General features: G+C 52.3%; 23 protein-coding genes, 1 pseudogene and 1 other annotated feature (1 of these 25 cut by a window edge). Of the genes and pseudogenes, 14 read left to right on the top strand and 10 right to left on the bottom strand.

The features are described 5' to 3' along the window. Nucleotides 1-12: a sequence feature (Trp leader region), on the top strand; it begins 90 nt to the left of the window's first position. 21 nt (nt 13-33) lie between these two features. From O1V65_RS10325 to O1V65_RS10350, 6 genes and pseudogenes are all read left to right on the top strand, one after another. After that, entirely contained in the window at nt 34-1,596 is a 1,563-nt protein-coding gene (locus tag O1V65_RS10325; protein WP_017493446.1) for an anthranilate synthase component 1, read from the top strand. A gap of 1 nt (nt 1,597) precedes the next feature. Beyond that, nucleotides 1,598-3,202, top strand: a pseudogene (gene trpD, locus O1V65_RS10330) (bifunctional anthranilate synthase glutamate amidotransferase component TrpG/anthranilate phosphoribosyltransferase TrpD). A 3-nt stretch (nt 3,203-3,205) separates the two neighbouring features. Further along, nucleotides 3,206-4,570 (top strand): bifunctional indole-3-glycerol-phosphate synthase TrpC/phosphoribosylanthranilate isomerase TrpF, encoded by a 1,365-nt coding sequence (gene trpCF, locus O1V65_RS10335; RefSeq protein WP_269130482.1) that lies wholly within the window; start codon nt 3,206-3,208, stop codon nt 4,568-4,570. Between the two features lie 24 nt (nt 4,571-4,594). Then, the gene (gene trpB, locus O1V65_RS10340; RefSeq protein ID WP_269130483.1) at nt 4,595-5,785 is read left to right on the top strand and encodes a tryptophan synthase subunit beta; all 1,191 of its coding nucleotides are present in this window, start codon (nt 4,595-4,597) and stop codon (nt 5,783-5,785) included. Further along, nucleotides 5,785-6,591 carry a tryptophan synthase subunit alpha gene (trpA, locus tag O1V65_RS10345; RefSeq protein ID WP_017493451.1) on the top strand — a complete coding sequence of 269 codons (807 nt, stop codon included), beginning with the start codon at nt 5,785-5,787 and terminating at the stop codon, nt 6,589-6,591. The genes trpB and trpA overlap by 1 nt, the downstream gene beginning before the upstream one ends. A 236-nt stretch (nt 6,592-6,827) precedes the next feature. After that, the gene (locus O1V65_RS10350; RefSeq protein ID WP_017493452.1) at nt 6,828-7,142 is read left to right on the top strand and encodes a BON domain-containing protein; all 315 of its coding nucleotides are present in this window, start codon (nt 6,828-6,830) and stop codon (nt 7,140-7,142) included. Between the two features lie 82 nt (nt 7,143-7,224). Here the strand turns inward: O1V65_RS10350 and ompW are convergent, their stop codons facing one another. Further along, nucleotides 7,225-7,860 (bottom strand): outer membrane protein OmpW, encoded by a 636-nt coding sequence (ompW, locus tag O1V65_RS10355; protein WP_017493453.1) that lies wholly within the window; start codon nt 7,858-7,860, stop codon nt 7,225-7,227. A gap of 282 nt (nt 7,861-8,142) precedes the next feature. Between ompW and O1V65_RS10360 the strand changes: the two genes are divergently transcribed. Next, nucleotides 8,143-8,511: a YkgJ family cysteine cluster protein gene (locus O1V65_RS10360; protein WP_017493454.1), complete on the top strand. Its 369-nt coding sequence runs from the start codon at nt 8,143-8,145 to the stop codon at nt 8,509-8,511. A 73-nt stretch (nt 8,512-8,584) separates the two neighbouring features. Here O1V65_RS10360 and O1V65_RS10365 read toward each other — a convergent pair whose 3' ends face one another. Then, on the bottom strand, nt 8,585-9,619 hold the full coding sequence (locus tag O1V65_RS10365; protein WP_084912643.1) for a glycosyltransferase family 9 protein: 1,035 nt from the start codon (nt 9,617-9,619) through the stop codon (nt 8,585-8,587). A gap of 316 nt (nt 9,620-9,935) precedes the next feature. Here O1V65_RS10365 and O1V65_RS10370 point away from each other — a divergent pair, with 316 nt between their 5' ends. The 3 genes from O1V65_RS10370 to yciA all read left to right on the top strand — a co-directional run bounded on the left by O1V65_RS10370 (nt 9,936) and on the right by yciA (nt 12,012). Beyond that, nucleotides 9,936-10,688 carry a YciC family protein gene (locus tag O1V65_RS10370; protein WP_084912644.1) on the top strand — a complete coding sequence of 251 codons (753 nt, stop codon included), beginning with the start codon at nt 9,936-9,938 and terminating at the stop codon, nt 10,686-10,688. Between the two features lie 256 nt (nt 10,689-10,944). Then, nucleotides 10,945-11,493 (top strand): septation protein A, encoded by a 549-nt coding sequence (locus tag O1V65_RS10375; protein ID WP_017493458.1) that lies wholly within the window; start codon nt 10,945-10,947, stop codon nt 11,491-11,493. Nucleotides 11,494-11,571: 78 nt separating this feature from the next. Then, the gene (gene yciA, locus O1V65_RS10380) at nt 11,572-12,012 is read left to right on the top strand and encodes an acyl-CoA thioester hydrolase YciA (RefSeq protein WP_017493459.1); all 441 of its coding nucleotides are present in this window, start codon (nt 11,572-11,574) and stop codon (nt 12,010-12,012) included. Between the two features lie 68 nt (nt 12,013-12,080). Here yciA and O1V65_RS10385 read toward each other — a convergent pair whose 3' ends face one another. Beyond that, nucleotides 12,081-13,109, bottom strand: a complete 1,029-nt coding sequence (locus O1V65_RS10385; RefSeq protein ID WP_017493460.1) for a YrzE family protein — start codon at nt 13,107-13,109, stop codon at nt 12,081-12,083. A 314-nt stretch (nt 13,110-13,423) separates the two neighbouring features. Next, nucleotides 13,424-14,188 (bottom strand): energy transducer TonB, encoded by a 765-nt coding sequence (locus tag O1V65_RS10390; protein WP_017493461.1) that lies wholly within the window; start codon nt 14,186-14,188, stop codon nt 13,424-13,426. 242 nt (nt 14,189-14,430) lie between these two features. Here O1V65_RS10390 and O1V65_RS10395 point away from each other — a divergent pair, with 242 nt between their 5' ends. Together O1V65_RS10395 and O1V65_RS10400 are read left to right on the top strand one after the other, a co-directional pair. Beyond that, nucleotides 14,431-14,727: a YciI family protein gene (locus O1V65_RS10395; RefSeq protein WP_017493462.1), complete on the top strand. Its 297-nt coding sequence runs from the start codon at nt 14,431-14,433 to the stop codon at nt 14,725-14,727. A 122-nt stretch (nt 14,728-14,849) separates the two neighbouring features. Then, nucleotides 14,850-15,020, top strand: coding sequence for a YnfU family zinc-binding protein (locus O1V65_RS10400; protein WP_017493463.1), 171 nt, complete (start codon nt 14,850-14,852; stop codon nt 15,018-15,020). Nucleotides 15,021-15,106: 86 nt separating this feature from the next. Here O1V65_RS10400 and O1V65_RS10405 read toward each other — a convergent pair whose 3' ends face one another. Then, nucleotides 15,107-15,283 carry a YciY family protein gene (locus O1V65_RS10405; protein WP_086005828.1) on the bottom strand — a complete coding sequence of 59 codons (177 nt, stop codon included), beginning with the start codon at nt 15,281-15,283 and terminating at the stop codon, nt 15,107-15,109. Nucleotides 15,284-15,527: 244 nt separating this feature from the next. Between O1V65_RS10405 and cls the strand changes: the two genes are divergently transcribed. Together cls and O1V65_RS10415 are read left to right on the top strand one after the other, a co-directional pair. Beyond that, complete coding sequence (gene cls, locus O1V65_RS10410; protein WP_084912645.1) at nt 15,528-16,988, top strand: cardiolipin synthase; 1,461 nt, start codon at nt 15,528-15,530, stop codon at nt 16,986-16,988. Nucleotides 16,989-17,101: 113 nt separating this feature from the next. Further along, entirely contained in the window at nt 17,102-17,425 is a 324-nt protein-coding gene (locus O1V65_RS10415; protein ID WP_017494372.1) for an HI1450 family dsDNA-mimic protein, read from the top strand. Between the two features lie 71 nt (nt 17,426-17,496). On the opposite strand, the gene oppF is transcribed toward O1V65_RS10415, so the two are convergent. The 5 genes from oppF to oppA form a co-directional block, all read right to left on the bottom strand. After that, complete coding sequence (oppF, locus tag O1V65_RS10420; RefSeq protein WP_017494371.1) at nt 17,497-18,534, bottom strand: murein tripeptide/oligopeptide ABC transporter ATP binding protein OppF; 1,038 nt, start codon at nt 18,532-18,534, stop codon at nt 17,497-17,499. Beyond that, nucleotides 18,531-19,553, bottom strand: a complete 1,023-nt coding sequence (oppD, locus tag O1V65_RS10425; RefSeq protein ID WP_017494370.1) for an ABC transporter ATP-binding protein — start codon at nt 19,551-19,553, stop codon at nt 18,531-18,533. The genes oppF and oppD overlap by 4 nt, the downstream gene beginning before the upstream one ends. Before the next feature lie 11 nt (nt 19,554-19,564). Then, nucleotides 19,565-20,473 (bottom strand): oligopeptide ABC transporter permease OppC, encoded by a 909-nt coding sequence (gene oppC / locus O1V65_RS10430; protein WP_026110860.1) that lies wholly within the window; start codon nt 20,471-20,473, stop codon nt 19,565-19,567. An 18-nt stretch (nt 20,474-20,491) separates the two neighbouring features. Next, complete coding sequence (gene oppB / locus O1V65_RS10435) at nt 20,492-21,412, bottom strand: oligopeptide ABC transporter permease OppB (protein WP_084912646.1); 921 nt, start codon at nt 21,410-21,412, stop codon at nt 20,492-20,494. A gap of 91 nt (nt 21,413-21,503) precedes the next feature. Continuing rightward, a complete protein-coding gene (gene oppA, locus O1V65_RS10440; RefSeq protein WP_017494432.1) occupies nt 21,504-23,150 on the bottom strand; it encodes an oligopeptide ABC transporter substrate-binding protein OppA in 1,647 nt (548 codons plus the stop codon). Nucleotides 23,151-24,364: the final 1,214 nt, after the last annotated feature.

Raw genomic sequence — 24,364 nt, forward strand, 5'->3', positions numbered from 1 at the left:
GGGTTTTTTTGTGGATAAATTTTAGGAAAAATCATGAGTAATCAACGATATAAATTAGAATTACTGACATCACAAGGAAGTCACCGTGGCGATCCTACGGCAATTTTCCACCAGCTGTGCGGCGCTCGCCCTGCAACGCTGCTGCTCGAGAGTGCTGAAATCAATACCAAGCAGAGCCTGAAGAGCCTGCTTATCGTCGACAGCGCGCTGCGCATCACCGCACTGGGTCGCGTCGTCAATATCCAGGCGCTGACGACCAACGGTGCATCCCTGCTGCCGCTGCTCGATGCGTCTCTGCCTGCCGATGTGCAGAACGTGGCGCGTCCAAACGGTCGCGAGCTGACCTTCCCGGTCATCGACACTCTTCAGGATGAAGATGCCCGCCTGCGTTCTCAGTCAGTGTTCGACGCACTGCGCAACGTGCTCAATTTGGTGGAGTCACCGGAAGATGAGCGCGAGGCGATGTTCCTCGGTGGCCTCTTCGCCTACGATCTGGTGGCCGGTTTCGAAGATCTTCCGCAGCTTCGTGCCGATCAGCGCTGTCCGGACTTCTGCTTCTATTTGGCCGAAACCCTGCTGGTTCTCGACCATCAGAAGCGCACTAGCCGTTTGCAGGCCAGCCTGTTTACGCCTGACCAGGAAGAGAAACAGCGCCTGACCGAACGTCTTGAGCAGCTGCAACATCAACTGCAACAGCCGCCACACACTATTCCGCACCAGACCGTGAACGACATGCAGCTCAGCTGCAATCAGAGCGATGAAGTGTTCGGTGGCGTGGTCGAGCAGATGAAAGAGGCGATTCGTGCCGGTGAAATCTTCCAGGTTGTGCCTTCACGCCGCTTCTCACTGCCTTGCCCTGCACCGCTGGCAGCCTATGAAACGCTGAAAAACAGCAACCCAAGTCCTTATATGTTCTTCATGCAGGACAACGATTTCACCCTGTTCGGTGCGTCTCCTGAGAGCGCGCTGAAATATGACGCGACCAACCGTCAGATTGAAATTTATCCGATTGCAGGCACCCGTCCTCGTGGCCGCCGTGCCGATGGTTCGCTTGATGCAGACCTCGACAGCCGTATCGAGCTGGAAATGCGTACCGACCACAAAGAGTTGGCCGAACACCTGATGCTAGTTGACCTGGCACGCAACGATCTGGCGCGCATCTGTGAACCAGGCAGCCGCTACGTCGCCGACCTGACCAAGGTTGACCGTTACTCCGTCGTGATGCATCTGGTCTCTCGCGTTGTCGGCACACTGCGTGCCGATCTCGACGTACTGCACGCCTATCAGGCGGTAATGAATATGGGCACGTTGACCGGTGCACCAAAAGTACGCGCCATGCAGCTGATTGCAGAGTCTGAAGGCACTCGCCGCGGCAGCTACGGCGGCGCGGTGGGCTACTTCACCGCTCACGGCGACCTTGATACCTGTATCGTCATTCGTTCTGCCTACGTTGAAGACGGCGTTGCCACCGTACAGGCAGGCGGCGGCGTCGTGCTCGACTCCGTTCCGCAGGCAGAAGCCGACGAAACCCGTAATAAAGCCCGTGCCGTGCTGCGTGCCATCGCCACAGCTCATCATGTTAAAGAGGTGTTTTAAGATGGCCGATATTTTACTTCTCGACAACGTAGACTCCTTTACCTACAACCTGGTAGACCAGCTGCGCTCAAGCGGCCACAACGTGGTGATTTACCGTAACCATATTCCGGCCGAGATCATCATCGAAAAGCTTAGTCAGTTGGAAAAGCCTGTTCTGCTGCTGTCACCGGGTCCTGGTTCGCCATCAGAGGCGGGCTGCATGCCTGAACTGCTGCGCCGTCTGCGCGGTCAGCTGCCGATTATCGGCATCTGCCTTGGCCATCAGGCGATTGTTGAAACCTACGGCGGTCACGTTGGGCAAGCAGGCGAAATCCTGCACGGTAAAGCCTCTTCGATTACCCACGACAATGAAGGGATGTTTGCAGGCATGAACAACCCGCTGCCAGTAGCGCGCTATCACTCATTGGTCGGGAGCCAAATTCCCGATGGGCTGACGGTCAACGCCCGCTTCGGTGACATGGTGATGGCCGTTCGCCATGAAGAAGACCGCGTGTGCGGCTTCCAATTCCACCCGGAATCAATTCTAACTTCTCAGGGCGCCCGTCTGCTGGAACAGACATTGGCCTGGGCTTTGGCGTAACAAGGAGTCGTCATGGAAACGCAAAAAATTGCAGGTATTCTGGAAAACCTTTACCAGGCACAGCCGATGACTCAGGAAGAGAGCCAAACGTTGTTCAGCGCCATTGTTAAGGGCGAGCTCGAGCCTGCGCAGCTGGCCGCTGCACTGATCAGCATGAAAGTGCGCGGCGAGCAGCCGGCTGAAATCGCCGGGGCTGCCCAGGCGTTACTGGCCGATGCCGAGCCATTTCCGCGTCCAGACTATGCGTTTGCCGATATCGTCGGAACCGGTGGTGACGGCACTAACAGCATTAATATCTCGACCGCCAGCGCCTTCGTCGCCGCTGCCTGCGGCGCTCGCGTCGCCAAGCACGGCAACCGCAGCGTCTCAAGTCGCTCGGGTTCTTCCGATCTGCTGGCGGCGTTCGGTATTCGTCTTGATATGCCCGCCGCCGAGTCCCGCGCGGCGCTGGACGACCTTGGCGTGTGCTTCCTGTTCGCGCCGCAGTATCACACCGGTTTTCGCCACGCGATGCCGGTCCGTAAGGCGCTGAAGACCCGCACGCTGTTTAACGTTTTGGGCCCATTGATTAACCCGGCCAGACCGCCTCTGGCGCTGATTGGCGTCTACAGCCCAGAGCTGGTCCGCCCGATCGCCGAAACACTGCGCACGCTGGGCTATGAGCGTGCAGCCGTGGTACACGGTGGCGGCATGGATGAGGTAGCCATCCACGCACCGACTCAGGTTGCCGAACTAAAAAACGGTGAAATCGAGACCTATGAACTGACGCCACAGGACTTTGGTTTGGAAAATTATCCGATAACCGCCCTGCTCGGCGGCGAGCCAGAAGAAAACCGTGACATTCTGGCACGCTTGTTACAAGGTAAAGGTGACCCTGCCCACGAGGCGGCCGTGGCCGCCAATGTCGCCATGTTATTGCGACTTTTCGGGCAGGAAGATTTAAAACAAAACGCACAAAAAGCTTTGGCAGTAATGCGCAGCGGGGAACCCTTCCGACGCGTTACCGCATTGGCAGCAAGAGGATAAGTGATGCAGCAGGAAACCGTGCTCCACAAGATTGTCCGCGATAAAGAAGTTTGGGTCGCGGCACGTAAAGAACAGCAACCCCTGGCCAGTTTTCAGAACGAAATCAAACCAAGCCAGCGCAGCTTCTATCACGCGCTACAGGGTGCCAGAACCGCTTTTATTCTTGAATGCAAAAAAGCCTCTCCGTCGAAAGGCACCCTCCGCGATAATTTTGATCCGGTTGAAATTGCAGGAGTTTACAAGAATTTCGCCTCCGCCATTTCTGTCCTGACCGACGAGAAATACTTTCAGGGCAGCTTTGATTTTCTGCCGCTGGTGAGCGCCGAAGTGACTCAGCCGGTGCTGTGCAAAGACTTTATCATCGACCCTTATCAGATCCATCTGGCGCGTTTCTATCAGGCAGATGCCATCCTGCTGATGCTGTCGGTTCTGGACGACGAGCAATATGTCCAGCTCGCCGCCGTGGCCCACAGCCTGAACATGGGGGTTCTGACCGAAGCGAGTAATGAAGAAGAACTTGAACGCGCGGTGCAGCTGAAGGCCAAGGTCGTTGGCATCAACAACCGCGACCTGCGCGACCTGTCTATCGATTTGAACCGTACCCGCGAGCTGGCACCCCGCGTGCCGCACGGCGTGACGGTGATCAGTGAGTCTGGCATCAAGGACTACGCGCAAATTCGTGAGTTAAGCCGTTTCGCCAATGGCTTCCTGATTGGCAGCGCGCTGATGTCCGAAGCAAACCTGAACAGCGCGGTACGCCGCGTGCTGCTCGGCGAAAATAAAGTCTGTGGACTGACTCGCCCCCAGGACGCCAACGTCGCCTATCAGGCCGGTGCCATCTACGGTGGACTGATTTTCGTTGCAGCCTCTCCGCGCTTTGTAGACAGCGCGCAGGCTCGACAAGTTCAGAGCGGAGCGCCGCTGAAATACGTGGGTGTGTTCCGCGATGCGGAGAAAGCCGAGGTGGCAGAGAAAGCCAAGACGCTGAATCTGTTTGCCGTACAGCTGCACGGTGATGAAGATCAGACTTACATCAATCATCTGCGTGAAATTCTGCCGCACAATTGTCAAATCTGGAAAGCGCTGAGCGTCAAAGATTCTATTCCGGCCCGCAACCTCGAACACGTTGAACGCTACGTGCTCGACAACGGCAAAGGCGGCACCGGCCAGCGTTTTGACTGGAGCAAGCTGGCGGGTGAAAAGCTCGATAACGTGCTGCTGGCCGGTGGCCTGGGCGCGGACAACTGCGTAGAGGCAGCCCAACTTGGCTGCGCCGGACTGGATTTCAATTCAGGTGTTGAAAGCGAACCTGGCATCAAAGATGCGGACAAAATTACTGCCGTATTCCAGACGCTACGCGCTTACTAAATGAGTGTTATAGGAAGAGACAACATGACTTTACTTAATCCCTACTTCGGCGAATTTGGCGGCATGTATGTGCCGCAAATTCTGATGCCAGCGCTTATCCAACTGGAAGAAGCCTTTGTTAACGCACAGCGCGACCCCGAGTTTCAGGCAGAATTTATCGACCTGCTGAAGAACTATGCTGGCCGTCCGACCGCATTGACGCTGTGCAAAAACCTGACCGAAGGTACTAGTACCAAGCTGTATCTGAAGCGCGAAGACCTGCTGCACGGCGGCGCGCATAAAACCAACCAGGTGCTGGGTCAGGCCCTGCTGGCAAAACGCATGGGCAAAACCGAAATTATCGCCGAAACCGGTGCCGGTCAACACGGCGTAGCGTCTGCACTGGCCTGCGCCCTGCTTGGCCTGAAATGCCGCATCTATATGGGCGCTAAAGACGTCGAACGTCAGTCTCCGAACGTGTTCCGTATGCGTTTGATGGGTGCCGAAGTCATCCCTGTGCACAGCGGCTCCGCAACGCTGAAAGATGCGTGCAACGAGGCACTGCGCGACTGGTCTGGCAGCTATGAGAAATCACACTACATGCTGGGCACCGCCGCAGGCCCGCACCCTTACCCCACTATCGTGCGTGAATTCCAGCGCATGATCAGTGAAGAAACCAAGGCGCAGATGCAGGAGCGCGAAGGTTGTCTGCCTGACGCCGTTATTGCCTGTGTGGGCGGAGGTTCCAACGCTATCGGTATGTTTGCCGACTTTATTGACGACACCGCCGTGAAGCTGATTGGCGTCGAGCCTGCGGGGCTGGGTATTGAAACCGGCCACCACGGTGCACCACTCAAGCATGCGCCGGTCGGCATCTACTTCGGTATGAAAGCCCCGATGATGCAAACCGATGAAGGCCAGATTGAGGAATCTTACTCCATTTCTGCCGGTCTGGACTTCCCGTCCGTTGGACCGCAGCACGCCTATCTCAACAGCATTGGCCGCGCCGAATATGTGTCGATTACCGACGACGAAGCGCTGGAGGCCTTCAAGGCGCTGTCGCGCCACGAAGGGATTATTCCTGCGCTTGAGTCTTCTCACGCGCTGGCTTATGCATTGAAACTGATTAAACAAGACCCGCAGAAAGAACAGATCCTGGTGGTGAGCCTTTCTGGCCGCGGTGATAAAGACATCTTTACCGTTCACGACATCCTGACTGCCCGGGGAGAAATCTGATGGAACGCTATCAACAACTTTTCAAGCGTTTAGAAAGCCAAAACGAAGGCGCGTTTGTTCCCTTCGTGACGCTGGGTGACCCGAATCCCGAACTGTCTCTGGCGATTGTCGATACCTTGATTGAAGCCGGTGCCGACGCGCTGGAGCTGGGGATTCCGTTCTCTGACCCGCTGGCCGACGGCCCGACCATTCAGAATGCCAACCTGCGCGCTTTCGCGTCGGGCGTAACGCCTACGATTTGCTTTGACATGCTGGCTAAAATTCGCGAAAAGCATGCGGATATTCCGATGGGCCTGCTGATGTACGCCAACCTGGTGTTCCATAACGGCATCGACGAGTTTTATGCCAAATGCGCCAAGGCAGGCGTGGACTCTGTGCTGGTCGCAGACGTGCCGCTTGAAGAGTCTGCGCCGTTCCGAGCCGCTGCGATGCGTCACGGCGTGGCACCTATCTTCATCTGCCCACCCAATGCGAGCGATAACCTGCTGCGTGAGATTGCCTCACACGGCCGTGGATATACCTATCTGCTTTCCCGCGCTGGCGTAACCGGCACGGAGAAGCGCGCAATTACGCCTCTCAATCATCTGGTAGACAAGCTGCGTGAATACAATGCGGCACCGCCACTACAGGGTTTCGGTATTTCCGAACCTTCACAGGTGAAAGAGACGCTGGCTGCCGGTGCGGCAGGAGCTATTTCAGGCTCAGCGACCGTGCGCATCATCGAAAACAATCAGGATAATCCTGCCGAGATGCTCGCTCAGCTGTCCCGCTTCGTCTCAGAGATGAAGGCCGCCACCCGCCGCTAAGCACAAGCATTAGCGTTAAAAAGCCCCGTTCATGCTGTGATCGGGGCTTTATTTTTTTCAAAGTTTTTAACTTTTTTACCTGCTGAAATTGTCTATCCCGCACTTTTCAACCACACTTATTTGACTGATTGTTTATTATGCTTAATCAGGTACTTGTCGGTTTATAAGAAAAATCGCGCGTATTTATTACGGTGAGTTTATTAGTTTCTGATAACACATGCATGGAGAGTAAAATTATGAAGCTATTAAAAAGTCTTTCAGCAATTTGCATGGCAGCCGTCGTGGTCACCGCATTGGCAGCCTGTGCACCTACGGCAAAACAGGAAGGCACCGGCGGATATATCGATGACACCGTGGTAACCACCAAGGTTAAATCAGCCCTGCTGGCCGATAAAAACATCAAGTCGCGTGAAATCAGCGTTGAGACCTTCAAGGGTCGCGTTCAGCTGAGCGGATTTGTCACCTCTGCGTCTGAAGCTCAAAGAGCCGTTGTCGTGACGGAGGGCGTTGCTGGCGTGCGTTCCGTTGAGAACGATACCCAAATTAAATAATGCGTTAATACAGTAAGACGAAAGGCGTCTCTTTAGACGCCTTTTCTGTTTTAGCTTGCCGAGTCCGTGCTAAAAATCGTGCTTAGAACTTGTAACCCACGGCGAACATGAACACCCATGGATTGAGCTGCGTACTCACCGACTGTTGCTCGCCACCCGCCTTGAAGCGTGCGGTGGTGTCGATGTCCATCCACCAGACCGAGGCATTCAGCAGCCAGTTGCGATTGATGTTGTAGTCGACCCCCGCCTGACCCGCCCAACCCCACGAATGTTTCATGCTCAGATCAGACAGTCCGGCATTGGAGCCGGTTTCGTTAAAGCGCGCATGATAGAAGGTGGTGTAGTTAACGCCGACGCCGACATACGGACGCAGTGTGTCTTCTTTATCACCAAAGTAATACTGCGCCATCAGCGTTGGCGGCAGTTGACGCACGGTGGCGATATCGCCCATTCCATTGAGGCCGATTTTATGCCTGAAAGGGGTTGCGGCCAGCAGTTCGGTACCGATGTTATCAGTCCACATGTAACCTAAAGTCAGGCCCATCTGGGTGTTGTTGCTGGCATTAAACGATCCCAGCGAACCCAGTACGCTCGGCGAATTTGCCGAAGGTCTTACCGTTGCGGTACCGACGCGAACAATTACATCCCCGGCCTGATTGGCACTGGCTACCGTTGGCAAAACGGCTGCGGCGAGCAGTGCCCAATGTGCTGCTTTCATTATCCATTCCCTCGTTGTGGTTATTTACGGGTATTTAGCCATACTCCGCAAAGTTTTAGCCGTATCGAGGTCAGGTTTTTATATGAAAACTGATGTAAATGCACATTGTTAAATTGATTCTAACTTACTAATAACAAAGGCATTGATCTGGATCAAAAAATGCTTTTTTTAATCTTTACGACTGGCAATGAAATATCAGTTGTGGAAAAAATCGGGAGCGCGTAATTTGCTTTCTCACAGTTTGTTTTTGGTTTTACGTTTCCGTTTTCGGTAGCTTCCAAGATGAGCGATATTGATAATCCCTGCGTGTCCTGCGGCGCATGTTGCGCCTATTTCCGTGTATCTTTTTACTGGGCTGAATCTGAAGAGGCAGGCGGCGTCGTTCCGCAAGCGTTAACAGAGCAAGTCACCCCTTTCCTGAGCTGTATGCAAGGCACCAATGTTCCCAAGTCGCCGCGATGTGTGGCGCTTGACGGTGAAATTGGCAAATCGGTTTCCTGTTCCATCTATCTGAACCGTCCAACGCCTTGCCGTGAGTTTGACCAGTCTGGTCTCAACGACGTTGCCAACGAAGCCTGCGATCGCGCACGTGCACGCTATGGTTTACCGCCATTAATGCAGGCCGTCTCGCTGGCGACACTTGCCGTTTAGTCAGAGGTCAGAAAGAGATGACAAAAAAAAACGCCGGAAATTTCCGGCGTTTTAATGAGATGCGATAATCGCTTCAGGCGGTGAGCAGTACACGCTCTTCAGCAGGCGCTAGCACCCTCGCGCGCAGCGCGGTGAAGTGGCTATAAACGCTGTCAACGTCTAACAGACCGACGTCCTCAGACGGCGCATTGATAACCGCACACGGCACCTTCCACGGCCCCCAGTAGACAGCGTCGCTGTTACCGAACATCGCTACCACCGGTTTTTGTACGCCAGCAGCAATATGCAGTGCGCCACCGTCGCTGGTGATTATTTGGTCGCAAAGCGACATCGCCGCCATTAACTCACGAATGCTGCGCGTTGGCAGTGCAATCAGGTTGATGTCTGCGCAAGCATCAATAATCCGCTGCGCTTTGCTATCATCGCCAGGATGCTCAGGGTTGTCCTCTGCGCCCGGAGACCAGAACAACACTATCTGGCAGTCTTCACGCGCCGACAGTCGGCGGGTGAACTCGATAAACTTCTCGACCTGCCAACGTTGCTGAGGTTTACGCGCGCTAATTTGCACGCCATAGACCGGCTTATCACGTTTAATGCCATACTTTTCTGCCATCTTGGCAATTTCAGGCTCGGAGACGTAGAGTTCGAGCGGCCCCGGTAGTTGGTCAATACCTAGAGGTTGAGACAGCTTATTCAGTGATTCGACAATATGCTGTCCTTTCACTGAAGGAATTTTATCCGTCACGCAGTCAGGCCAGTGATCGCCGATGGCAATAATGCGCTTCGCGCCCGACATTTTGGCCCATTTTAGCGCCCGCTTGTCGGAACTGCCCACGATGGCCACGTCATAACGTGCAAAACGCACCGAAAAGATGGTTTTTAGTCGAGCGAGATAGACTCCAAGCAAGGTTTGCCCGAGTTTACGGTGATGTGATTTGCAGTAGAGGTGGACTTTACCGATGTGCGGGTTCCCCTCCAGAACATCTTTATTATAGGTATTAACCAGCAAATCAAGCTTGTTCGTTTTTTGCCCTGCAAGCGTGGCAATCAGCGGCGTTGTTAAAATAAGATCGCCAATATTGTCACGTCTAATCAAAAGAATTTTCATATTCGCTGCTAAGGTAGATAAACTCATTGCATCCTAGTTTTGCTAAAAAAAACAATCAAGACTCTTTACGCAAAAAGAGCGAATTTTCATTTATTTATCTTGAAAGTGAATTTATTTTCGAATTAATTGTCTTCCAATTTAATCCTTATAAATCCGCTTTTTAATCCCAAATTCCTGAAAAAAATGCGCGTACATTAAACCAGCAAAAGTAAGAGTTCGTAAGAAGCGTCACTCAAGCGATTGCCGGGGTGCCAGCAAGACCATTACAAGGTACAATCGCGGTTCGGAAAAATTATAGATACCCTTAGGAGCCTTCATGCCTATCACGGCCAGTTCGTTGTACCGTGACAGTTTCAATTTTTTGCGTAATCAACTCGGCAGCATCTTGCTGCTGGCGCTGTTGACCGCATTTATTACCGTCATTTTGAATCACGCTTTTACACCGGACAGCGATCAACTCAGCCTGCTCACCAGCGGTAGCGACTCGCTCTCGGACACGGCAGGGATGAGCATTCAGGAAATCATTCAGCAGATGACCCCTGAGCAACAGATGGTGCTGCTAAAAGTATCTGCTGCAGCCACCTTCTCGGCATTGGTCGGTAACGTGCTGTTGGTTGGCGGTCTGATGACGCTCATCCAGCAGGTTTCGTCAGGCGTGCGCACCAGCGCGCTGCGCTCTATCGGTGCCTCAGCCCCTATGCTGCCGCGCGTGCTGCTGCTGATGTTCCTGTGTACCCTGATTGTGCAGCTTGGCTTGACGCTTTTCATCGTCCCCGGTCTGATTATTGCGGTCGCAGTTTCATTCGCGCCGATTATTGTGGCGACGGAGAAGGTAGGCGTTTTCAAGTCGATTAAATTGAGCGCCAAACTGGCCTTTGCCAACAGCCGCCTGATTGTTCCTGCCATCATGCTGTGGTTGGCAGCAAAAATGCTGGTATTACTGGCCGTCAGCCATTTGAAGTTCTTGGGTCCTGAAGTGGCTACCGTAGTGCTCAGCGCGGTGAGCAACCTCATTTCGGCCTATCTGCTGATTTATCTGTTCCGCCTTTACACCAAACTGCGCGCCTGACGCCAGGCGAGACAGATTGTCGAAAGAGTCAAAAGGGGCGAAAAACGCCCCTTTATTTCGTCTTCAGCGAATAAAAAACCCGATTTCGCTCAGGATAATGTAACGAACTGAAAACAAACGCCTCATTTGAATAACAACTGTGGCAAAGTCACCAAATTCGACAATGCTCTACTGTACGGGATGAAAAACGGGCCGCATTTTGAAGGCAGAAAAGGATCCGGTATAGTCAGGGCTTACCTAAAATATGGAATGAAGTATGAAGCAGCTCCTTGATTTTCTTCCCCTGATTGTATTCTTTGTTTTTTATAAGCTTTACGACATCTATGTGGCATCGGGTGCTCTGATTGCCGCCACTGCGCTGGCTTTGATTATTACCTGGATCAAATACCGCAAAGTGGAAAAAATGACACTTATTACCTTTGTTATGGTCGCCGTTTTCGGTACGTTAACGTTGGTATTCCATGATGACCTGTTCATTAAATGGAAAGTGACGGTGATTTATGTGCTGTTCTCAGGCGCATTGCTCGTTAGCCAATTGGTTTTGAAGAAACCGCTGATTCAGCGGATGCTGGGTAAAGAGCTGACGTTGCCCGATGCGGTTTGGGGCAAGCTGAACGTCGCATGGGCTATTTTCTTCCTGCTCTGCGGTCTGGCGAATATTTACGTCGCCTTCTGGTTGCCCGAAAACGTGTGGGTTAACTTCAAAGTATTCGGACTTACCGTTCTGACCCTGGTATTCACGCTGTTAAGCGGCATATATATCTTCAGACATATGCCTGAAGAAGAAAAAGAAGAAAAAAAATAGACGTAAACCTGCCGTAGGTCCCTTTCCTCTTCGGTTAGGGACTTAAACTTTAGATTTCTCAATGTGAAGCCCATCGATATGAACGATAAACATAAGTTACCCAATGGCGAAATGGTGTTACGCACATTGGCTATGCCTGCAGACACCAATGCAAACGGCGATATTTTCGGCGGCTGGTTAATGTCGCAGATGGATATGGGCGGCGCAATTCAGGCTAAGGAAATCGCCAAAGGACGTGTGGTTACCGTGCGCGTTGACGGCATGACTTTCCTAAAACCGGTGGCCGTAGGTGATGTGGTTTGTTGTTATGCCCGCTGTATTAAAACCGGCAATAGCTCTATTACTATCAATGTCGAGGTATGGGTCAAGAAAGTCTCTTCTGAGCCTATCGGCCAGCGCTATATTGCGACCGAAGCGGTATTTACCTACGTTGCCGTAGACGATCAGGGGAAATCCCGTCAATTGCCGGAAGGTCGCAGCAACTTCAGCGTAGAAACCGCAGGTTCGCTGGACGACTAACCGCCATTTGTTCTCAACTCTTTTAATGAACGTCGCGGCCAGCCGTGTGGCCGCGACGTATTTCTACGTTACGGCTTCACGTTATGATTCACGCGCGCTCTGTCTTCATGCGCCACGTGATGCAGCTGGGTACGAAAACCCCATACTCCTGCAAAACCGGCAATAACCCCACCGATCACCAGTAAGACGAAGGCGAACCAGCTGGCTTTTGAAAGCTGAGCCGCGGCCTTGTCAGCCACTTCACGAGCTTTCTGCTCGGCGTCTGCCTTTAACTGCTGATATTTCTGATAGGCCTGCGTATACGCCTGCTGCGCTTTATCGACGATTTGGTCAGCTTCCTGATCCGACTTACCCGTTCTCGCCTTAATGATATTTTTCAGTGCGTCGCGGTCCGCCGCCTGCAGCGTGCTGTCACCGCGCGAGATAACGCCGCTTAGCCATTGTTTAATATCCTGGTCCGGTGCCTGCGAACTGCCCGCCTGCTGCATAGCCTGATCCGCTGCACCCTGTGCCTGGCCCTTCAGATTTTCAGGCTGAAGCTCTGGTTTGCCCGTCTGGCGCAGCGTCGTTGTCAGTTCATTCTGCAGGTCATCGAGATTGATATTAGCCTGCTGGAGCTGATTCTTGACCAAGCTTCCCGCCTGTGGCACCGCGCTAGCAATGCCGCTGCCAACCGCTTTCAGGCCTTCGCCGGCGACGTTCATTGCGCCACCGAGTGCGCTACCGAACAGCGTGGCAATAATATAAGCAGAAATTAGAGTCACGACGCCCCACGACAGCACACCGTGCAATGCCCCTTCTCTTCTTGCCAAATACCCCGCGAAATAACCACCAACCGCATAGGAAAGTAGCACGTTGACCAGCGTCCAGATGAGTGCACCGGTGCCCAGTCCATCCAGCGGATTGGACTCCTTGAGTGGATCAATTGTCGATGCACCAATGGCGGTGCCTAGCATCGAGAGCAGCAAATAGGTCACGATGGAGAGAATAACGCCGGCAAATACCGCCCCCCATGAAATCCGCCGAATATTGAGACGATAGGCCTCGGTAGTTATTCCATCATGTGATGAATAAAGCGTGGGATCATTATGCGTCATAATTATTTCCTCTATAAATTAATGACATGAAGTGATAGATGGCAACAGAAGTCCCCTCGATGACCCACCTGGGTCACGAAAATATGCGACAACCAATTATCATTCATATGAAAGCACTGGCTTTGATAAGGGTATATTCTTATTTAATTTAAATAATAAGAACAAATTACCGCTAACCCTTTAGAGGATAGACAATAAAACAGGAGTGTGTTCGAAAAAACAGCGTTTAAAAATAGGGGCGATCGCAGAAATAATAAAAAAGGGATAAAACCGGCGTTTTATCCCTTCCTTTAGCAGCAGACTGTGGTGAGAAATTATTCCTCGAGGCCACCGCCGCCGTTCATTTTAAATACCAGCGTGACGGTCAGGTTTTTGGCCTGTTTAGGCTCATAGCGCCATTTGTTCATCGCCATTTTCACCTCACGCTCAAACATATTACGCGGCTCGGCAGACAAGATTCTGATGTTGTCCACGCGACCGTCGCTGTCTACATCGAATTGCACCTTGACCCGCCCTTCGATGCGCAGCGCGAAGGCGCGCGCAGGATACTGCGGCTTACCCCGCTCAAGCGGACGCGGACCACTGCTCGCGCCATTGGTTTGCGCTGCCGGTTTTGGCGCCTGTGCCACAGGCGCTTTTGAGGCAGCAAAAGGCGAAGACTCGGCTTTGGCGACTTCCTGCGTTTTCTCGACCGGTTTCTGCTGAGGCTGCGGATGCGGCTTTGGCTTCGGTTTTTCGAGCGGCTTTTTGACCGGTTTTGGCGGCTTCGGCTTTGGCTTCGGCTTGGGTTCTGGCAACGGCACAGCAACGGGTTGCGTCACCACCGGATCGGGTTTGACCTCCGGCTCCGGCTCAGGGTCGGGCTGCGGCTGTACCTCAGGCTGTGGCGTTGGCGGCGGAGCGAAGGTCTCTGGATTAACCATGGTGACGCTCATCACGTGCTCTTCCTGCCTGGGCATCTTAACGGCATCGGTGAGGGTCACGTAGAGTAAGGCCGCAATAAGCGCGGCATGGATGCCGATAGAGAGCAGGGCCGGCAATGTTACTCTGCGAATGATTGACTGATTTTTTAACGGCATGGCATTAGTTAAAGACATCGCTCTTGGCTGCATAATGATTCAATTTCCCCGTGAATCCGCAAGTTTAAATGCAAATAGCAATCATATTCAATAAGGAGATGAAAACTATTCTCAAATACTGCACTTTTGATTCATCCATCCCTCTTTCCCTGAGGACAGGGTTTCGCTATGGTAACTCACCCTAATGAAACGAACGCATTAGGATGTATTCGATATTTTGACAACAAATGACAAGGTGAACCATGCTTTACATGATCTATTCTGAAGATGTTGCCAATTCTCTGGAAAAAAGACGCATCGCGCGCCCTGCGCATATCGATCGTCTGCAAAAGCTGAAAGATCAGGGCCGAGTTCTGGTGGGCGGACCACTTCCGGCTATCGACAGCGAAGAGCCTGGCGATGCGGGCATGACGGGTTCACTGGTGATTGCTGAGTTTGAAAGCCTGGAAGCCGCTAAAAGCTGGGCCGAAGTTGACCCTTATATGCTGGCAGGCGTGTACCACAAGACGACCGTTAAACCTTTTAAGAAAACCATCTAAGCCGTCATTTTGGCCGGGTTTCACAGAAGCAGGGGTACCCTGCTTCTTTCATTCTGAAGTGCCAAGCTAACCTCAGGCTTACGTGGTAGACTGATTCCCCCAACCTGTGAGGTTACCCCATTATGTCATTCTTCGACGGATTGAAGTTTCTGACCAGTAAAACGAGCAAGGTAGTGTGCCCAGAATGCAAGGCAGCGACCGAGCAGTTAAGTGCCAAAGTGCGTAAAAACGCGACGCTGGTTTGCCCGAGATGCGGCGCCCTTTTTCGCGTGGGCGACAACGGACAGGCGTAAAAAAAGGCGCTCTACGCGCCCAATATTCTTTCATCACACGTTGATGACCTATTATTGTCACCTGACGAGAAAGCCCTATTGCCTCATCACCAGACGTGGATGACTCTAAACAGGCTGACACGCTGTTGCTGTAGACAATGGATCGCTCGAATACGGTAAATATGCCGATAGCGTCGAGATTGTCCTTCAAGCCAGCGGCTTTTTCTTCTCTGAGACTGACGCTGCATACGCCAACGGGCCACTTCATTTCTACTGCGTTTCATACAACAAATATTCCTTTAATAAGGGTCTCTGTTTAAATAGCGCGAACATTATAGATCATCTAGACCTTATCATTGAGAGTTTTAGCTACGCTTAATTACATGCTTCGTTGGATTATTACCTTTGTCGACAACTCAATCAGAGCTAGCCGATTGAAGCAGCAGATAAAATTTTATAAAAGGTTTAACCTTTAGCGCACTCTGCGTACACTCACCAAATTGCTCGCGAACAGGATTTTTCGCCCTTATGACAACATTTTATACAGTAATCAGTTGGCTTATGGTCTTCGGTTATTGGTTATTAATTGCCGGCGTTACGCTGCGCATTTTAATGAAGCGCCGTGCCGTACCTTCGGCCATGGCCTGGTTATTGATTATCTTTATTATTCCGTTGGTTGGAATCATTGCCTATCTTTCTTTTGGTGAGCTGCATTTAGGCAAACGGCGGGCGGAACGCGCCAAGGCAATGTGGCCCTCAACCGCGCATTGGCTGAACGATCTCAAAGGTTGTCATCGAATTTTTGCTACCGAAAACAGCGATGTAGCAAAATCGCTGTTCCAGCTTTGCGAACGTCGCCAGGGAATTGGTGGCGTAAAAGGCAATCAGCTGCAACTGCTCACCACCAGCGACGACACGCTAAAATCTATCATGCGTGATATCGAACTGGCGCGGCACAACATCGAGATGGTGTTCTATATCTGGCAACCCGGCGGCCTGGTAGATCAGGTCGCCGAGTCACTGATGGCCGCCGCGCGGCGTGGGGTGCACTGTCGACTGATGCTTGACTCCGCCGGTAGCCTGCAGTTTTTCCGCAGCCCTTACCCGGCAATGATGCGTAACGCCGGTATCGAAGTTGTTGAAGCGCTCAAGGTAAGCCTGTTCCGCGTGTTTCTACGTCGTATGGATCTGCGCCAACACCGCAAGGTGGTGCTTATCGATAACTACGTCGCCTACAGCGGCAGCATGAATATGGTCGATCCGCGCCTGTTCAAGCAGGATGCCGGCGTGGGCCAGTGGGTTGATCTGATGGCGCGTATGGAAGGCCCAGTGGCAACCACGATGGGTATCGTCTACTCCTGCGATTGGGAGATAGAGACCGGTAAGCGTATTCTGCCGCCGGAGCCTGAGGTCAATCAAATGCCGTTCGAGCAGGAGAGCGGGCATACTATTCAGGTTATCGCCTCGGGTCCGGGATTCCCTGAAGACATGATCCATCAGGCGCTTTTGACCGCCTCGTATTCAGCGCGAGAACAGCTGGTCATGACCACGCCTTATTTCGTGCCGAGTGACGACTTATTACACGCAATTTGCACCGCCGCACAGCGTGGAGTCGACGTCAGCATTATTATGCCAATGAAAAACGATTCAGTGATGGTCGGCTGGGCGAGCCGGGCATTTTATAACGAGCTGCTTGAGGCTGGCGTCAAGATTTACCAGTTTGAGGGCGGCCTGTTGCATACCAAAAGCATTCTGGTCGACGGGCAGTTGAGTCTGGTCGGCACGGTAAATCTGGATATGCGCAGCCTGTGGTTGAACTTTGAGATTACGCTGGTCATTGATGACGCCGGTTTTGGTGCCGACCTAGCCGTGGTGCAGGAAGATTATCTCGCGCGCTCTCGCCTCCTCGACCCGAAGGTCTGGCTCAAGCGACCTTTCTGGCATCGTATCGTTGAGCGCCTGTTCTACTTTTTCAGTCCGTTACTGTAAAAGCAGCGGCGAGAATGTTCTAATAGGTCATGTCATAAGGAGTCGGCCACGAGGCGCAGTCGCTGCATCCTGCCGATGGCTTATCACACCACAAACTATTGAATGAGAAGAATATGGATCTGAATAATCGCCTGACCGAAGACGAAACCCTTGAGCAAGCCTACGACATCTTCCTCGAACTGGCTGGAGATAACTTGGATCCTGCGGATATCCTGATCTTTAACCTGCAGTTTGAGGAGCGCGGTGGCGCAGAACTGTATGACCCTGCCGAAGACTGGGCCGAGCACGTTGATTTTGACCTTAACCCCGACTTCTTCGCTGAAGTCGTTATTGGTCTAGCCGACGCAGACGGTGAGCCCATCAACGACGTCTTTGCTCGCGTGCTGCTATGCCGTGAAAAAGACCATAAGCTTTGCCATATTCTGTGGAAAGAGTGATGCGTTAACGCGCGTACCACAAAAGAAAAACCCCGCCACTGTGCGGGGTTTTTTGTCTTTGCGCCGGCAGATTATAACGGATCGACCTTCAAACAAGACACGGCGTGGCGGAAGCTTCCCTCAAGCAGAGGGCGCGTATTGGCGCATTCCGGCCCGGCAATCGGACAGCGGGTACGGAACACGCATCCCGACGGCGGGTTAATCGGCGACGGCAACTCTCCCTCCAGCAGCTGAATGGTCTTGTTACGCTCCTTGTCCGGGTCCGGTACAGGTACCGCCGACATCAGCGCACGCGTGTATGGGTGCAGCGGATTATGATAGACCTCGTCATAGGTCCCCAGCTCCACGGCGTGGCCAAGATACATCACCAGCACGCGGTCGGAGATGTGCTTAACCACCGCCAAATCATGGGCGATAAAGATAAGCGACAGGCCCATCTCACGCTGCAACTGTTGCAGCAGGTTGACGACCTGGGCCTGAATCGAGACGTCCAGTGCCGAGACCGGCTCGTCACAAATCACCAGCTTGGGTTCAAGGATAAGCGCACGTGCGATACCGATACGCTGACACTGACCGCCGGAAAACTCGTGCGGATAGCGGTTGATCAGGTTGGGCAGCAGGCCAACCTTCAGCATCATCGCCTTAACCTTCTCCTTAACCTGCTGTTTCGGCATTTTTGGATTATAGGTGCGCAGCGGCTCGGCGATTATCTCACCTATCGTCATACGCGGGTTAAGCGAGGCCAGCGGATCCTGGAAGATCATCTGGATATCGCTGCGCGTATTGCGCCATTCGGCAGCAGACATATTCAGCAGGTCTTTACCCAACCAGGCTACGCGGCCGTCGGTGGCCTTAACCAGCCCAATCAGCGCACGAGCAAAGGTCGATTTACCACAGCCCGACTCACCTACCACGCCGAGCGTTTCGCCTTCATACAGGCGCAGACTAACGCCATCGACCGCCTTCAGAGTTTTTGAGGGTTGCCAGAACCACTGCTTGCCGTCTTTGATGTCGAAATGCACCTTCAGGTCGGCGACCTCAAGCAGCACTTTTCTCTGGTCCACGGGAGAGGTATCCGGCGCCGGAGTTATACTAATCACTTCGCTCATACTAGTTCCTCCACGGGCTTGAAGCAGGCACGCAGGCGACCATCGCCAAAGCGCTCTAACGCAGGGGCCGTCGCACAGATTTCGGTGGCGTACGGACAGCGAGGTTGGAATGGACACCCCTTCGGCAGGCGCAGCAGGTTAGGCGGATTGCCCGGGATGGTCAGCAAAGACTCACCCTCAGCGTCGAGGCGCGGCACTGCATTCAGCAGACCCACAGAATAAGGATGGCTCGGGGTGTAAAACACGTCGCGCGCCTGACCGTATTCCATAGTCCGCCCTGCATACATCACCAGCACCTTGTCACAGATGCCCGCAACGACGCCGAGATCGTGGGTAATCATGATGATCGCGGTATTAAACTCGTGCTTCAGTTCGTTCAGCAGGGTCATGATTTGCGCCTGCACGGTCACGTCCAGCGCGGTTGTTGGCTCATCGGCAATCAGCAGTTTTGGACTGCACAGCAGCGCCATCGCTATCATCACGCGTTGACGCATCCCGCCTGAAAATTCGTGTGGATACATCTTCATACGCTTGCGGGCTTCGGGCATCTTGACCGCGTCGAGCATGCGAATCGATCCTTCAAACGCCTCGGAACGGCTCATGTGCTTATGCAGCATCAGCACTTCCATCAGCTGCTCACCCACCTTCATGTAAGGATTTAGTGAAGTCATTGGGTCCTGGAAAATCATCGAAATCTGCTCGGCACGCAGTTTATTCAACTGCTTTTGCGGAAGATTAAGAATCTCACGGCCGTTGAATTTTGCCGATCCGCCGATGCGCCCGTTGCTTGCCAGCAGACCCATAAGCGCAAACGCGGTCTGCGATTTACCGGAGCCAGACTCACCGACGATGCCCAGTGTCTCTCCGGCGCGCAGGTCGAAATTAAGATCGTTAACCGCGGTCACGTCACCGTCGGGCGTGCCAAAAGTTACACGCAGGTCTTTCACGTCCAGCAGAACCGGTGGCGCATCGACCTCGATGGCCTGTGGAGTGCGGGGGGTATGTTCAATGGTGCTCATCATCGCACTCCTTAACGATCTTTCGGATCGAGCGCATCACGCAGCCCGTCGCCGATAAAGTTGAAACAAAACAGCGTCACGACCAAGAAGCCAGCCGGGAAGAACAGCAGCCAGGGTGACACTTCCATCGAGTTAGCGCCGTCGCTCAGCAGCGCGCCCCAGCTGCTTAATGGCTCTTGTGTTCCCAACCCGAGGAAGCTCAGGAAGGACTCAAACAGGATCATGCTCGGCACCAGCAAAGAGGCGTAAACCACCACCACACCCAGTACGTTGGGGACGATATGGCGCAGTACGATATTCCACGTCGAGACGCCGCTGACCAGCGCGGCCTCAATAAACTCTTTACGTTTCAGGCTCAGCGTTTGCCCACGGACGATACGCGCCATGTCCAGCCATGACACCATGCCGATGGCAACGAAAATCAGGAAGATGTTCTGTCCGAAGAACGTCACCAGCAGGATGACGAAGAACATGAACGGGAAGGAGTTGAGGATTTCCAGCAAACGCATCATTGCGGAGTCGATTTTACCGCCCAGATAGCCCGAAACGGAACCGTAAAGCGTGCCGAGCACCACGGCTACCAGCGCGGCAGATACGCCAACCAGCAGCGAAATGCGGCCGCCGATAGCAACGCGCACCAGCAGGTCGCGGCCCGACGAGTCGGTGCCAAAATAGTGACCGGAGGCAATATCAGGCGCGGCCGACATCATGTTCCAGTCGGTATCGTCGTAGCGGAAATGCGCCAGCATCGGGGCAAAGGTCACGAACAAGGCGATAACCGCCAGTACGACCAGGCTAGTCACCGCTGCTCGGTTATGAATAAAGCGGCGACGGGCGTCCTGCCACAGACTGCGCCCTTCTATCTCCAGCTTCTCTGTAAATTGCTCCAGAGCCTCGCTGTTTTTCTTCTTGGTTAACATCATTGGCGTGCTCCAGTATTAATAACGGATTTTCGGATCGATCACGGCGTACAGCACGTCAACGATCGCGTTAAACAGGATAGTCAGGGCACCGACCAAAATGGTCAGGCTCAATACCAGCGAGTAGTCACGGTTTAATGCACCGTTAACAAACAGCTGACCGATACCCGGAAGTCCGTAAATACTTTCGATAACCATTGAACCGGTGATAATACCGACGAAGGCAGGCCCCATGTAGGAGATAACCGGCAACAAGGCAGGTTTCAGCGCGTGACGGAAGATGATGCGACGCATCGGCAGGCCTTTGGCGCGCGCGGTGCGAATAAAGTTGGAGTGCAACACTTCAATCATCGAACCACGGGTAATACGCGCGATGCTGGCGATATAGGCCAGAGAAAGCGCCACCATCGGCAGCACCATATATTTGAAGCCACCGTTATGCCAGCCGCCGCCAGGGAGCCACTTGAGCATGATGGAGAAGATCAAAACCAATAAGGGCGCGACCACAAAACTGGGTATTACCACCCCGGTCATGGCAAAGCCCATCACCGTGTAGTCCCACTTGGTATTTTGATTCAGCGCGGCGATGACGCCGGCAGTAACGCCGAGAACGATGGCCAGAATAAAGGCAGCAAGACCTAATTTCGCCGAAACCGGGAACGACGTGGCGACCAAATCGTTGACGCTATAGTCTTTATATTTGAACGAAGGACCAAAATCACCGTGGGCCAATTGTTCTAAATAATGGAAATACTGTTTGTACATCGGATCATTGAGGTGATATTTCGCCTCAATGTTGGCCATCACTTCTGGCGGCAGATTACGCTCGCCGGTAAACGGACTACCGGGGGCAAGGCGCATCATAAAAAACGAAATCGTGATCAGAATGAAAAGCGTCGGAATAGCTTCCAGACAGCGGCGTAAAATAAACTTTAACATTGCTCGTACCTGCTTTGCTCAGCCAGTTGCTGAAGTCTCAATCAAACACAAAAGCAGAGCGGCTCGGGTAACCGCCCTGCTTCCTCATTATTTAGTGCTTGATGATGTAGAGATCTTTGTCGTAAACGTTATCCTGCGGATCTTTACCACTGTAACCCCCCACGTATTGCTTAACCATACGGGCGTTCACATAGTAATAAACCGGCACGATCGGCGAGTCTTTATCCAGCTGCTGTTCCGCTTTCTGATAGAAATCGGCGCGCTCTTCGTCTGTTTTCGCCTTCAGTGCATCAGCAATAATTGTGTCGAACGCCGGGCTCTTATAGTGCGCGGTGTTGTTGCTGCTGTCGGAAAGCATGATGTTCAGGAAAGAGGTCGGCTCGTTATAGTCGGAGCACCAACCGGCACGGGCGACGTCAAAGTTGCCCTGATGACGAGTTTCGAGGAAGGTTTTCCATTCCTGGTTTTCGAGTTTTACGTCTACGCCGAGGTTTTTCTTCCAGATAGCAGCGGCGGCGATAGCCAGTTTCTTGTGCAGGTCGGAAGAGTTGTAAAGCAGGTTGAAAGTCAGAGGCTTATCGGCGGTATAACCGGCTTCGGCCAACAGTTTTCGACCTTCCGCGTTACGCTGTTCTTGAGTTTCTTTAAACCATGCTGGCGGCGTCAGCTTGCCATAGGTTCCGTCGGTGTATGGCGGAGTGAAACCGTAAGCCGGCAGGTCGCCCTGGGCTTTAACCTTGTTGACGATAATGTCGCGATCCAACCCCAGCTTGAGGGCGGTACGAACACGGTTATCGTTGAACGGCGCTTTCTGGTTGTTAATCTCGTAATAGTAGGTACACAGATACGGGTCAGCGTGCAGCTCTTTCGGGCTGTCTTTCTTCAGCATCTGGAACAACTCGATCGGCAAGTTGTTGTAGGTCATGTCGATTTCACCGCTGCGGTAGCGGTTAACGTCAGAAACCTCGGAAGAGATTGGCAGGAAGGTCACCTGATTCAGCACGGTTTTCGCGTTGTCCCAGTAGTCCGGGTTACGTACCAGCACGATACGTTCGTTAACGGTCCAGGTTTTCAGTTTGAACGCGCCATTGCCAACATAGTTTTCAGGCAGAGTCCATTTGTCGCCAAACTTCTCGACCGCAGGCTTGTACACCGGCTTCATGGCGGTGTGGGAAAGCATTTTCACAAAATAAGGCACCGGCTCGCTCAAGGTGACTTCCAGAGTGTGGTCATCGATGGCTTTGACACCGAGCGTGTCCGGGCTTTTCTTACCGGCGATGATATCGTCGATATTCACAATGTGGCCGTATTGTAGGTAGCTTTCATACGGAGAGGCGGTTTTCGGGTCAGCCAGGCGTTCCCAGCTGTAAACGAAATCAGCGGCGGTTACCGGCTGGCCATTTGACCATTTGGCGTCTTTGCGCAGATGGAAGGTCCAGACTTTAAAGTCTTTGTTTTCCCAGCTTTCAGCTACGCCCGGTACCACGCTACCGTCTTTGACGTTGGTGTCTACCAGACCTTCGAGCAGGTCACGAATAACGTTGGACTCAGGCACGCCCTCAACCTTGTGCGGGTCAAGCGACTGAACTTCATCGCCGTTGTTACGAACCAGCTCTTGCTTGGCGGCCAATTGAACGCCAGCCGGAACGACGGCGGCGAAGCTGCTGGTGGAGGTTACTGCACCAAATGCAGCCAGGATACCGGCGGCGAGAAGGTGTTTTTTTGTGATGTTGGTCATTAATATCAACTCCAATTGTTATTATTTGCCTGTAAACAGGCCAACCCCTTCCGGGTTTAGTTTCGCGATGAGCAGGAACGAATTACTCACGTAGAAACGGTAAGTAGTCAGTTAATCGCGCTGGATTAACACCCCTATTGCATTACCTTCACTGCGTTATTACCTCACAGGAATAAAGTTACCTTTACCTCGTGAAGCGCTTGTTGACTAAGGCTTTTATTCACAATCCATTGCAGGAAATGTGCAAAGCGTCCCCTTCGATTAATTAAAGTCGTGGGTGAAGTTATTTATATTTTCGAAAAGCAGAGAGAATTGATTTTCAATGTCAGAGTAAAGGCGCGTTGTCGTATCCAGCTGCTTTGAATTTGAGGAATCGCCTTGTATAACGGGCGCTGCAGCTTGATGGGTACATTTTTTGTTCAACCGCGCTCTCTCCTGAAAAAGTGAAAAAGAAGTCTTTAAGCTCTTGGCTGGTAAAGCTCTAGCAAGATCCGTTCTCACTTTGGCGATATGCCGAAACATTTTCCATTTGGGAATGTGGCCGAAAATTATCAGATGAAAAATTTTCGCGCCAATAAATTTTACGGAAATGTTAACCAATTCTCTTTTATCCGACCCTGCAGGTAGACGGACCAGTGAGTTCCAGGCAACAAAAATCAACTTAATATCTTGTTATTAAAATATTTTTTAAAATTTTAGCACTAAAATTAAGTCAGCTTTATGATTAAAAATTGCACTGACACATTACGTTAACATAAGCTTACTTTTAAGAATAAACCCCTGTTAAGTGCGAGGTAAACACTAATAACATCTCGTCACGGCATGTACAAGTGCTACAGAATGATGTGATTAATTTAACGTCAAAACGGGCAATAAAAGTCGAAAAAAGTGCCTGAAATGGCAAAGAAAAGGGTAATAAATAGGAGTCTTAAGGACGATAGAGGGCAAGAGGCAATTTTATGCCACATTTGGGTGCAGCAGCACATTTTAGAGTCATTAGATGCACTATTATAATGCGCCACATTATTAGATTTGGTAATAATTGTTCAATTGTGTGATCGCCATCGGTTTTAATAATCTGATTTCGAATTTAAACACCCTGCACCTATCTTTATAATCCCGCGGCAATAATTCCCCTCCGTTATATCTTATTTAATGTTTAGCGCGGTATTTTACTTGATGGGTACCGCTATAAAACAGAAATGCGCATAAAG

The sequence above is a fragment of the Rouxiella badensis genome (assembly GCF_026967515.2).
Taxonomy (GTDB): Bacteria; Pseudomonadota; Gammaproteobacteria; order Enterobacterales; family Enterobacteriaceae; genus Rouxiella; species Rouxiella badensis.